Origin of the sequence: Acetobacterium wieringae (genome assembly GCF_023700225.1) — a bacterium.
Taxonomy (GTDB): Bacteria; Bacillota; Clostridia; order Eubacteriales; family Eubacteriaceae; genus Acetobacterium; species Acetobacterium wieringae.
The window spans coordinates 2594600-2606656 of record NZ_CP097897.1; the positions used below are offsets into that span (position 1 = coordinate 2594600).

The following is a 12057-nucleotide window of genomic DNA, read 5'->3' on the forward strand; positions in this document are numbered from 1 at the left end:
AACTCTCCAACCTATTTTTTCCCAAGCGTGTATCCTACCCCTCGGATGGTATCAATTTTAACCTGGGTATCGACAATTTTTTTTCGCAGGTTATGAACATAAATTTCAATATTATTTTCATTGACTTCTTTATCGAAGCCCCACACCCGATCCAGGATTTGTTCCCGGGTAAACACCTGATTAGGGCGTTTTAACAGCATTTCCAGAATCTTCGCTTCCTTAACTGACAGCTTGAATTCTTTGCTTTCAGTTTGCAGAATATTCTTTTTGGTATTAAAACTGACATCTTCAAAAACAATCGTCTCGCCCTTGATCCCATGATCGGGACGACGACCCAGGGCCCGAATCCGGGCAAACAGCTCTTTAGCAGAAAATGGTTTGATCAGATAATCATCAGCGCCCAAATCCAGGCCTTTGACTTTGTCATCAATGGTCCCTTTGGCTGTCAGCATCAAAACCGGGGTGTTAATGCCCTGGTCGCGGATCTGCTGCAAAATTTCAATACCGCTTTTGATCGGCAACATAATATCTAAAACAATGACATCATAAATAGGGTTTAGAGCAAATAACAGACCTTCCTCCCCATCGTTGGCAATGTCACAATCGATGTTTTGTATTTTACATAATTCCTGGAGTGCATCGGTTATTTTTTTTTCGTCTTCTACAAATAATATACGCATAAAGCGACTCCTTCCACCTTTTGAATTTTGATTATAAGCTAACAGATTAATTATAGAGCCAAAATCTTAAAGCTATATAAAACAAAGAATCTATGATATTATTCTAGAATAATCGATACCAACCGTACCGACCTGGTATTTATCAATGATAACCCTGTCTAACTCCAGGGTCATTGTCGGTACTACTTTTATCTTTTTATTTATCGATTGGTTATGGAGGTTCCCATGAAAGAGATACTGATTATTGAAGATGATAAGAAAATATCCCGGATCATTGAACTGCAGCTTAAGCATGCCGGTTTTGAGACGGTTAAGGCGTTTACTGGCCGGGAAGGGATCGAAGCCTATCATCAACATCCCGGCTTTGATCTGGTTTTACTTGACATTATGCTACCGGAGGTCTCTGGTTATGATGTCCTTAAATATATCAAGAGCCAAAATCATCACCTGCCAATTATTTTGTTGACCGCCAAAGACGATACCAATGATGTGGTAACCGGTTTTGACCTTGGCGCCGATGATTATGTGACAAAACCCTTTAATTTTGACGAGCTGTTGGCCCGAATTAAAGCCAATATTCGAAAAAATGCTCCTGAATCCGCACCAAATAGCCATTTGATTTTTAAAGATATTGAGATCGATCTGGATGCTTTCAGCGTTAAGCGCCAATCCCAGGAAATCAGTTTATCCCGAACCGAATTTGACCTGTTTTATTATCTCGTCCTGAACCACGATCTGGTTCAGTCCCGGGAACAGATCCTCACCAAGGTCTGGGGCTTTGATTATGACGGTGGTGATAATATTGTTGATGTTTATATTAAATATCTGCGGGACAAAATCGACCGGGATTTTGATGAAAAACTGATCCATACCGTTCGGGGGCGGGGCTATGTGGTTCGATAAGCTAAATATTCCCGGTCGTAAAAAGCCGTTAAAAATATATCATCGCATTGTGTTCTTTTTTATTCTGGCTTTGACGGCTGTATTAACGCTTTCGTTTTTGATGGTTTTCTTTTTCTCCCAGCAACTTATTTTAAACGAAAGCAAAGCGACGATGATCCGCTTTAATAATTACGTCATCAATACCCTGGACGAGAACATGCCCGCCCTACTCAGCTTACCAGCTGACCAACGACTGGAATTCATTTCAGAAAAACTTTATCCCTATGTCAAGGATAATTCGCTCATTGCCTATCAACTCAAGGATAACCAAGGCAATATCTATCAATCATCCGAAATCCTGACTGATCTGCTGGTTGCTGAAAACCTCGATAAGTATAATTTTCATTTATTCGAGTTCAGCTTTAATGACGACAACGATCAAACCATTACCGTAAACTCGTTGCGCTACAACCAGATCGAATACTATTATCTGGGGTCCTACTATGTGCTGGAAGACGGCGATATTATCTATCTCCAGATTATCAAAAACCTCAATGATAGTTATGTATTCATGACTACCCTGTTTATTCTGATGATCGCCATCAGCATTCTCGGACTGATTGCCATAATTCTAATCGGCATTTATGGTACCAAGCAAACCCTGAAACCGCTGATTGAAATCTCCGAAACCGCTAAAAATATCACCGAAAACAATTTAAATGTGCGGATCGAAGAAACCGGCAACAAGGATGAGCTGGATCAGCTGATCATGTCTTTAAACCAGATGATCAAAAAACTGGAATCCGCTTTTAATAACCAGAAGCGTTTTGTTTCGGATGCCTCCCATGAACTGCGGATTCCTCTAACGGTGATTCAGGGCTATATTGATATTTTATCCGATTGGGGCAAAAATGATCCGCAACTCCGGGATGAATCAATTGAAGCGATTCGGGATGAAATTCAGGGGATGAATAAGATGGTCGAAGATTTATTATTGATTACGCGAATTGAAAACAATTATTTTGATGAAGATTTTATTATTCTGGATATTTCGACGCTTTTGGAAAAGATTTTTTATCAGTGTCAGATGATTGATCCCGATCACCAATACATCATGGAATCCTGTGACCACGCCTTTGTCCGGGGTAATGAAGGCCTGCTGATCCAGGCGATTCGCGGTCTGCTGGATAATAGCCGCAAGTACACTCCGACTGGTGGAACCATCACCCTGAGCTGTCGCGTCCATAGTAAAACCACTAATGAAATCATTGTCAGCGATACCGGTTGTGGAATCCCCGCCGCTGAGCTTGACAAAATCAAGGAACGTTTTTACCGCATCAGCAGTGACCGTTCCCGGGCCACTGGCGGTTCGGGCCTGGGATTATCGATCATTGACAGCATTGTCAGTATTCATCGGGGAAAACTGATCATAAACAGCGAAATCAATCAGGGCACTACGGCAACTATTATACTAAAAAAACAATAAAATAACGGGGCGGCCACCCCCGTTGAGTTTGTCGGTAAACGGCCATACCGACCAATTATTAATCGGTTGTTCGCTACGCCATGCGAAATCCGTTGCGCTTCTTTCGCATTGGTCGCAGGCAGTTGCTAGCTACAAGTAAGCATTTTCTTGGCGACTGCCTGCGCGAAGAATCGGACAGGCAATACCGTATCCGCTCCGATGGGTGGGGTCTGACCCCCAGGTCACAACATGAAGTAACGATTGTCTGTATCCGATTATCGTTTTTGACAGTCTAAACGGGACGACTTGTCCCATTTTTTTATAGACATTCAGAAAAAATCTGCACGGCCCGATCAATTTCTTTTTTGTGACCACCAGCGGTGGTACAAAACGAATGGCATTGCTACCAGCGGTAATCAAAAGTAAGCCTTTTTCCATCGCTTTGGCAACGATGGCCCCCAAATCGGCATCAATCTGAACCCCCACAATTAGTCCCATACCACGCACCTCTTTAATAGACGGATGCTCTTTTTTTAAGGCTTCCAGTTGGGCTTTAAGATAATCCCCTTTTTCCGTGACCGCTTCAAAAATCCCGGTGCGGTCATGGTTTCAATCACATATTTGGCGGTGGCCGTCACAAAAGGATTGCCACCAAAGGTGGATGCATGGGTTCCCGGGGTAAAGACTTCGGCCACATGGTCTTTGGCAATGATGCCACCAATGGGAACCCCGCCCCCTAAGCCTTTTGCCATCGTCACCACATCCGGTACAACACCATATTGCTGGTAAGCAAACAATTTCCCTGAACGACCAATCCCCGTTTGCACCTCGTCAAAAATCAGCACGATGTTTTGTTCATCACAGATCTTTCGAACCTCTTTTAAATAGTCCGGATCGGCGGGATAGATTCCCCCTTCGCCCTGAATCGGTTCTAAAATAATCCCACAGGTTTTGGGGCTGATCTGCGCCTTCAATGCCTCAATGTCGTTATAAGGCACATGATAAATTTCCGGCATCAGCGGTTCCAGATTTTCCTGGTATTTTTTTTGGCCTGTAGCAGTAATCGCCGCATAAGTTCGGCCATGGAAAGATTGATTCATGGCAATGATTTCCACTGCTTCCACGTCTTTTTTAAGCTTGCCATACACCCGGCACAGTTTTAAGGCTGCTTCACAGGCTTCTGCCCCGCTGTTACAAAAGAATACCTTATCCAGGCCACTGGCCTTGGTCAGCATTTCGGCCAGTTCAATGCCCGGTTTGGACCAGTAAAGATTGGAAATATGAACCAGTTTTTCCATTTGTGCCTGCATTGCTGCCAGCAGACCCGGATGGGAATGACCCAGGGCATCAACAGCAATCCCAGCCACAAAATCCAAATATTCTTTGCCATTATGATCAGTCAGAACACAGCCCTGACCCTTATCAAAGACCAGAGGAAAACGCTTATAGGTTTCCATGATCACATTACTTCCTCGTGTTATTAAATCCATATTGTCCTCCTTATATAATGGAACGACGAATCATCGTTCCGACCCCGGCAGCCGTGAACAATTCCAGTAGCATTGAATGTTCCACCTTGCCGTCTAAAATATGAACCGAATTGACTCCCTGATTCAGGGCATCGACACTGTTTTCCACCTTGGGAATCATCCCGCCGGAAATAATCCCCTCTTCAATCAGTTTGGGCACATTTTCAGCGAAAAGGCGCCGGATAATCGAATCCGGATTGTCCGGATCCATGTAGACCCCGTCGGTATCGGTTAGATAAATCAGCTTTTCAGCTTTAACTGCTTTGGCAATGGCATACGCTACATGATCAGCATTGATGTTGTAGCTCTGGCCGGTTTTATCCGTGCCAATCGGCGCAATCACTGGCAGATAATCGTCCTTTAACAGGGTATTCAAGAGCCGGTTATCGACCCGGATAATGTCCCCGACAAAACCGATGTCCAGATTATTAACAAACTTCTTCTTTACCTTGATCATCCCGCCGTCCTTGCCGGAAAGCCCGACGGCATTCATCTCACGGTTCTGAAGCAGCTGAACAATCTCCTTGTTGATTTTTCCGGATAAGACCATTTCGGCAATTTCGACCACCTTTTCATTGGTAATCCGCAACCCTTCGACAAATTCGGTCTGGATTTCCAAGTCACTCAGCATTCCGGAAATATCTTTGCCGCCGCCATGAACAATGATCAAACGGATGCCCACCAGTCGCATCAGTGAAATATCATCCATCACCGACTGCTTTCTGGCTTCATCATACATAAAACTGCCGCCATATTTAATGACCATGGTTTTCTTTTTGAACTGTTGGATATAGGGCAAAGCTTCGATCAGAATCTTGGCCTTTTCAATATATTTTTCCATTATTTACTCTTTTCTATTTAACTTCGGTAATCGCCATTGATTTTGACATAATCGTAGGACAAATCACATCCCCAGGCCACAGCTTTTTCATCGCCTTCTTCCATTTCAACCACAATATAAATATCTGTTTCGGACAGCACTTTCTTCGCTTCATCTTCATCAAAGGCAATCGGGGCACCATCGTTTAAGAGGGTAATCATCCCAGCCTGACTGGAAAAAACCAGGGAAACCTTCAAGGGATCAAATTCAGCCCCGGAATAGCCCAAGGCACAAAGCACCCGACCCCAATTGGCATCTTCCCCAAATAAAGCTGTTTTGACCAAACTGGAGGTGATAACCGATTTAGCCAGCTTTCGGGCATCCTCTTTGGTTTTTGTCCCACGAACTTCCACTTCCACAAACTTGGAAGCGCCTTCGCCATCGCGAATGATTTTTTTTGCCAGGGTTTTATGTACATATATAAAAGCTTCTCTAAAGATCTCATAATCCGGGGTATTTTCCTGCAAGGGCAGATTTCCAGCCATCCCGTTGGCAATCACCGCTACCATGTCATTGGTACTGGTGTCGCCATCCACAGAGATCATATTGTAAGTATCAACAGTGGTTTCTTTTAGCAACTGATCAAGCAGGGCCGGTTCAATATTTGCATCGGTGGTCACAAAAGAAAGCATCGTCGCCATATTGGGATGAATCATCCCCGAGCCCTTGGCCATGCCACCAATTTTTACTGACTTCCCACCAATTTCCACCTCGACGGCGATGGTCTTTTTTATCGTATCGGTGGTCAGAATCGTATTGGCAGCAATCTCGCCGTCTGCTGGGCTGTTTCCCAATTTTGGCCCCAGGGTCTCAATCCCAGCCAGGATTTTCTCAACCGGTAAAATCACTCCAATCACCCCAGTTGAGGCAATCAACACATCCTCCGGCTGCACCCCTAAAACCGTCGCCGCCTTGTTGGCCGTGGCGACTACAGCTTCCTCGCCTTTTTGTCCAGTGCAGGCATTGGCGTTGCCACTGTTGATCACCACCGCCTGCTTGTAGGGATTATTCATGACTTTGTTACACCAGAGAATCGGGGCTGCTTTGACAACATTGGTGGTTGTCATGATGCTGGTTGCCCCGGGTACCTCTGAAAAAATCATCGCCAGATCATTTTTTTCGTTCTTTTTAATGCCGCAATTGATTCCCCCGGTTTTAAAACCCAGGGGGGTTGTCACTCCGCCTGTCTTTATTAGTTTCATGTCTTTGCTCCTCGTATTTTAATGAATCATCTCTGATCCGTCAGGTTTTCACCAAACTGTCATACCGACCAACTGCTAATCTGTTGTCGGTGCGGACTCTATATTCTTATATCACACCATTATTAACTGATTTGTCACTGCTTATTTAAATGGGAAAATCGGCAATAAAGTCGATGCCGGTTTTTTCGGCCAGTCCAAAACAGATATTCATATTTTGTACCGCCTGCCCGGCGGCCCCTTTAACCAGATTATCAATGGCTCCCACGACAATAACGTGATTGGTTCGGGGATCAATGGTCAACCCGATATCACAAAAATTGGTTCCTTTCACCCAGCGGGTTTCCGGCATCCGGTTTTCCAGAATTCTGACAAAATATTCGTCGTTGTAGAATTCACAGTAAATCGCCTTGATCGCTTCCAGACTCAGGTCAGCGGTTAATTTAGCATAGGATAAGGCCAGAATTCCCCGGTTCATCGGAACCAGATGGGGGGTGAACAGAATATTAAAATCCTGACCATTTAAGAGCCGCAATTCCTGTTCAATTTCCGGAGTATGTCGATGGGAACCGATTTTATAAGCCTTGATGGTTTCATTGCATTCGGAATACATCAAATCAGTGACGGTTCCCCGGCCAGCTCCGGTTACCCCCGATTTAGCATCAACGATAATACTGCCCATATCAATAAGATTATTTTTGATTAATGGCGCCAGGCTTAAAATGCTGCAGGTGGTGTAACAGCCGGGATTTGAAATAAGCTGGGCTGTTTTAATCTCCTCCCGATGCAATTCACATAATCCGTAAACTGCATCATTCAGTAATGAATGGTTAAAATGCTCGGTTTGGTACCAATCCTCATATACATCGATATCTTTAATCCGGAAATCAGCCCCCAGATCGATGACCTTTGTTTTTGTGAGTACCTCTGCCGTAACGGTTTTGGATGCAATTCCATGGGGTAAGGCTAAAAATACCACATCCGACTTCTCTGCCAATTCTTTGATGTCGGTTGCTTCACAAACGAGATCGGTAATACCTTGAAAGTTTCCATAGATATCACTGAATTTTTGTCCGGAAAAGCTTCTGGTTCCGATTGTCACCACTTCTACTTCAGGATGCCGCATTAAAATACGGATCAGTTCCTGTCCGGCATAACCAGTTCCTCCGATAACAGATGCTTTAATCATTTTATTCTACTTCCTTTCTTAAATGTCTTTGCTTAAGAATAGTAAGAGTTTAGGCAAACCGGGTCACACAATCCCACAAAAAATCGAGATGCGGTTTATCTACAATCTTAGTATTCTATTTTTATACTATCCAAGTAAACTCTTTAAATATTTATTTTACCAAAATAAGTGAAGTCTGTCTGTTAGTTTCTTAAATATATCATCTATTATTTCTGTATTATACTCGCTTCTCTATGCATAATCAAGCGTTTTTATGTATATTTATAAATATATGTGATTTCTTTTCTTTTTATACTTGCTTTTCTCTTAAAATGATTGTATAATCATTCATGTAATTAAGTTGATTATACCAATGAGATAATTATCAGGAGGATATAAAATTGAAGAAAAAAGTAATTCTTGCCTATTCCGGGGGATTGGATACCACAACCATTATCCCATGGCTTAAAAATACCTATGACTATGATGTTATTGCTGTGTGTGTCGATGTGGGACAGGGTACTGAACTTGACGGTCTCGAGGAAAGAGCTCTGGCTTCAGGAGCCAGCAAATTATATATTGAAGACGTAACCGATGAATTCGTCGAAGATTATGTGTGGCCCGCGCTTCAAGCTGATGCCATTTATGAAAAAAAATACTTGTTGGGCACCTCCCTGGCCCGTCCTTTGATTGCCAAGGTGCTGGTAAAATATGCTGAACTGGAAGGCGCTGAAGCCATCTGTCACGGTGCCACCGGCAAGGGAAATGACCAGGTTCGTTTTGAATTGACCATTGGTGCTTTAGCACCACAGTTAAAAATCATTGCCCCCTGGCGAATTTGGGATATCAAGTCCCGGGAAGATGCCATGGACTATTGTGTCATGCATGATATCAAGGTCCCTATGTCGATCAGCAACAGCTATAGCCGGGATAAAAATATTCTGCACATGAGCCACGAAGGTCTGGAACTGGAAGATCCATCCCTGGAACCACAATACAAGAAATTACTGCAAATGACTACCCCATTGGAAGAAGCACCTGATGAGGCTGAAATTGTCAGTCTTGACTTTGAACAGGGCATTCCCGTCCGATTAAACGGCACCGAAATGACGGGCCGGGAACTGCTTGAACAACTCAATATTATTGGCGGCCGTCACAGCATCGGTGTCGTTGATCTCATTGAAAACCGGGTGGTGGGGATGAAATCCCGGGGAATTTATGAAACTCCCGGTGGCTCAATCCTTTACAAAGCTCATGAAGAATTGGAACACATGTGTCTTGATCGTCAAACCTTTGGTTTCAAACAACAGGCAGCCGTTAAATTTGCCGAACTGGCCTACAACGGCGAATGGTTTACCCCGCTTCGGGAAGCCTTAACAGCCTTCGTCGATGAAACCCAAAAAACAGTTTCTGGAAATGTTCGTTTAAAATTATATAAGGGTAATATTATTCTGATTGGCGTGACCTCACCATACTCACTCTACAATGCCGAAATTGCCAGCTTTACCACTGGTGATCTTTATGATCATAAGGACGCTGAAGGATTTATCCATTTATTTGGCTTACCGCTTAAGGTTCGTGCTTTAATGCGACTCAGCCGCTGAAGAAAAAGGGGAATAGAATATAATGAAAAAAATGTGGGGAGGTCGGTTTTCTAAAAAAACCGACCTTTTAACTGATGATTTCAACTCGTCCATATCCTTTGATCAACGCCTGTACAAACAGGACATCACTGGAAGTATTGCCCATGCCCGAATGCTTGGAAAACAAAATATTATTGATCCCAACGAAGCTGAACTGATCATCAAAACGTTAGAAACGATTCTTATCGATATCGAAGCCGGAAACGTTGAGTTTTCGGTATCAATGGAAGATATTCATATGAATGTCGAAGCCATTTTGACTGAACGAATTGGTGACGTCGGCAAAAAACTCCATACCGGCCGAAGCCGCAACGATCAGGTGGCGACCGATATGCGCCTCTATGTCAAGGAGATTGCCGATGACTGCAAGTCTCTAATTCGCAACCTGATTCTGACCCTGCTCGATCTGGCTGATGACCATACCAACACTATCATGCCCGGCTATACGCATCTGCAACGGGCCCAACCCATTACTTTTGCCCATCATCTGATGGCTTATGTGGAAATGTTTAAGCGGGATATGATCCGAATGACCCAGGTCAAAGCGATGGCAGATACCTTGCCGCTGGGTTCCGGTGCTTTGGCAACCACTACCTATCCACTGGATCGGTCCGCCGTTGCCACAGAATTGGATTTTGCCTTAGTTTCCCTGAACAGTCTGGATGGTGTATCGGATCGGGATTTCTGTCTAGATTTTCTGGAAGCAGCGTCAGTTTTGATGATGCACCTCAGCCGTTTTTCGGAAGAAATTATCCTTTGGTGTAGTAGCGAGTTTAATTTTATCACCCTCGATGATGCCTTCAGTACTGGCAGTAGTATCATGCCTCAGAAAAAAAATCCGGACATTGCCGAACTGGTGCGGGGTAAAACAGGCCGGGTATATGGCAACCTAATGGGCCTGCTAACCACCATGAAGGGGATTCCCCTCGCCTATAATAAGGACATGCAGGAGGATAAGGAACCGGTATTCGATACTTATGATACCCTTAAAATCTGCCTGATCACTTTTGCCAAAATGATCAAAACCCTGACCGTTAATAAGGAAACGATGAAAAAGGCAGCCGCCGGCGGATTTTCCAACGCCACCGATGCTGCTGATTGGCTCGTTAAACACGGGGTTGCCTTTCGTGATGCACATGAAATCATTGGCAAATTAGTTTTTTTTGCGCTGGAACAGCAAAAAAGCCTCGATGAACTAACCCTGGAAGAATACCAGAGTGTCTCACCGGTTTTTGATGAATCCATTTTTTCTGCCATCGATTTAAGTGTATGTGTCAACCAACGAAATATTATTGGCGGACCAGCCGAAGAGCAGGTTCGCAAAGCCATCGCATTGAACCACCAATGGTTAGTTCAGAATTAAACGCTAAATGCCCTGTCTTAACCACGCAATTAAATCAAGAAAGTTTTTTTAGCTTCCTTTGTCTTGTTTTTCACAAAGAAATATGGTATGCTTTAGCTATATCTTACGCATTTTTACACAGAATTAAAATATAGAAATAGAGAGTATAAAATGGGAAAATACAAGGTTGGTAAAGAAACCAAGGAAAAGATTTATGAGGCATCTAAAGCCTTATTTTATGAATATGGCTATACCAGCACCACCTGCCTGAAGATTGCCAAGGAATCCGGGGCGAATGTTGGTCTGATCAATTATTATTATGGTTCAAAAGGCGGCCTTGGAATTGAATTATATAACGAACTCATGTCGACTATCAAAGCGAAGGTTACCGAAAATCTTTACAAATTAGGGCTCGAAACAACCCTTTTACTTCAAACCGCCGTTGAGTGGCGGGTATTGAACAACAATATGCGATTCAATAAAAATTTCAGTCGATTTTACTACGATTTACTGGGAGAAAATGTTCTTTACAAGGAACAAAGTGTGGTCACCGATTTTTACCGCAATCTGGCTGAAAGCTGCGACCTTCACTACAGCGACTTTGAGATTGCCTTTATTGCGTTCGCCAGCGCCGGTGCTACACAAGGTATTAATCTTGCTTATGATGCCGGGCTTATTGATTGTTCTTCTCAAGATTTCATTAACTCCAGTATTCATCTATTGCTGAACAATATGGGTCTTGATCCCAATCTTATCAAACAGATAATTAGCGAATCCTACGAAATCGAAAAAATGTTTACCGTGCGAATCGAAAAAAATTTTAACATTGTCTGATCGTATCATTTTTTCTGGCTTCTCCGGTATCCTTACAGCGTCATGCTTAACATGGCGCTGTTTTTTTATACTCTTTCTCCCGCTTTTTTTAACTTCAATTAATATTTGAACTACATAACGTCAACACACTATTTTAACGCTCCACTCATCACTGTAAAATTTTTATAATTCATGTTTTAAACGTTTATAAATGTGTAAAATTCTATATATTTTCGTAATTATTCACTTTTAATGTAAATAATGCTGGACATTCCCGATTTTGCATGCTATTATCATCATACGCTTAAACGTAACTAATATTGTACTTGTATAACTTATTGATCACTGAACCACTATCTTAGCTATATCGAACTATTTTTCGGTTCAGTGATTGAAAATAGTGCTTTTGGGGGTGATTCGCACACCAATTTAAGAAGGAGGATTTAAAAAACGCAT

At 43.0% G+C, this 12057-nt stretch carries 9 protein-coding genes and 1 pseudogene; 5 read left to right on the top strand and 5 right to left on the bottom strand.

Annotated features, from left to right (window positions below):
* Positions 1-11: 11 nt before the first annotated feature.
* Positions 12-680 (bottom strand): response regulator transcription factor, encoded by a 669-nt coding sequence (locus tag CHL1_RS12565; protein ID WP_014355748.1) that lies wholly within the window; start codon positions 678-680, stop codon positions 12-14.
* 225 nt (positions 681-905) lie between these two features.
* Here CHL1_RS12565 and CHL1_RS12570 point away from each other — a divergent pair, with 225 nt between their 5' ends.
* Positions 906-1583, top strand: coding sequence for a response regulator transcription factor (locus tag CHL1_RS12570; protein WP_250933226.1), 678 nt, complete (start codon positions 906-908; stop codon positions 1581-1583).
* Entirely contained in the window at positions 1570-3048 is a 1479-nt protein-coding gene (locus CHL1_RS12575; protein ID WP_250933227.1) for a sensor histidine kinase, read from the top strand. The genes CHL1_RS12570 and CHL1_RS12575 overlap by 14 nt, the downstream gene beginning before the upstream one ends.
* Positions 3049-3177: 129 nt before the next feature.
* On the opposite strand, the pseudogene CHL1_RS12585 reads toward CHL1_RS12575, so the two are convergent.
* From CHL1_RS12585 to argC, 4 genes and pseudogenes are all read right to left on the bottom strand, one after another.
* A pseudogene (locus CHL1_RS12585) lies at positions 3178-4517 on the bottom strand (acetylornithine/succinylornithine family transaminase).
* Positions 4518-4527: 10 nt separating this feature from the next.
* Positions 4528-5397: an acetylglutamate kinase gene (gene argB / locus CHL1_RS12590; protein WP_070370525.1), complete on the bottom strand. Its 870-nt coding sequence runs from the start codon at positions 5395-5397 to the stop codon at positions 4528-4530.
* Positions 5398-5414: 17 nt separating this feature from the next.
* A complete protein-coding gene (gene argJ / locus CHL1_RS12595; protein WP_250933231.1) occupies positions 5415-6638 on the bottom strand; it encodes a bifunctional glutamate N-acetyltransferase/amino-acid acetyltransferase ArgJ in 1224 nt (407 codons plus the stop codon).
* A gap of 145 nt (positions 6639-6783) precedes the next feature.
* Complete coding sequence (gene argC, locus CHL1_RS12600) at positions 6784-7824, bottom strand: N-acetyl-gamma-glutamyl-phosphate reductase (protein ID WP_250933233.1); 1041 nt, start codon at positions 7822-7824, stop codon at positions 6784-6786.
* Positions 7825-8204: 380 nt separating this feature from the next.
* Between argC and CHL1_RS12605 the strand changes: the two genes are divergently transcribed.
* From CHL1_RS12605 to CHL1_RS12615, 3 genes are all read left to right on the top strand, one after another.
* A complete protein-coding gene (locus tag CHL1_RS12605; protein WP_250933235.1) occupies positions 8205-9407 on the top strand; it encodes an argininosuccinate synthase in 1203 nt (400 codons plus the stop codon).
* A 22-nt stretch (positions 9408-9429) separates the two neighbouring features.
* Complete coding sequence (gene argH / locus CHL1_RS12610; protein ID WP_250933237.1) at positions 9430-10809, top strand: argininosuccinate lyase; 1380 nt, start codon at positions 9430-9432, stop codon at positions 10807-10809.
* A 150-nt stretch (positions 10810-10959) separates the two neighbouring features.
* Positions 10960-11622, top strand: coding sequence for a TetR/AcrR family transcriptional regulator (locus tag CHL1_RS12615; protein WP_250933239.1), 663 nt, complete (start codon positions 10960-10962; stop codon positions 11620-11622).
* Positions 11623-12057 lie beyond the last annotated feature (435 nt).

Excerpts from the sequence above, each read along its gene's own strand:
- argJ (WP_250933231.1), bottom strand. The coding sequence starts at position 6,638 with ATGAAACTAATAAAGACAGGCGGAGTGACAACCCCCCTGGGTTTTAAA.
- CHL1_RS12565 (WP_014355748.1), bottom strand. The coding sequence starts at position 680 with ATGCGTATATTATTTGTAGAAGACGAAAAAAAAATAACCGATGCACTC.
- CHL1_RS12575 (WP_250933227.1), top strand. The coding sequence starts at position 1,570 with ATGTGGTTCGATAAGCTAAATATTCCCGGTCGTAAAAAGCCGTTAAAA.
- argB (WP_070370525.1), bottom strand. The coding sequence starts at position 5,397 with ATGGAAAAATATATTGAAAAGGCCAAGATTCTGATCGAAGCTTTGCCC.
- CHL1_RS12615 (WP_250933239.1), top strand. The coding sequence starts at position 10,960 with ATGGGAAAATACAAGGTTGGTAAAGAAACCAAGGAAAAGATTTATGAG.
- CHL1_RS12570 (WP_250933226.1), top strand. The coding sequence starts at position 906 with ATGAAAGAGATACTGATTATTGAAGATGATAAGAAAATATCCCGGATC.
- argC (WP_250933233.1), bottom strand. The coding sequence starts at position 7,824 with ATGATTAAAGCATCTGTTATCGGAGGAACTGGTTATGCCGGACAGGAA.
- argH (WP_250933237.1), top strand. The coding sequence starts at position 9,430 with ATGAAAAAAATGTGGGGAGGTCGGTTTTCTAAAAAAACCGACCTTTTA.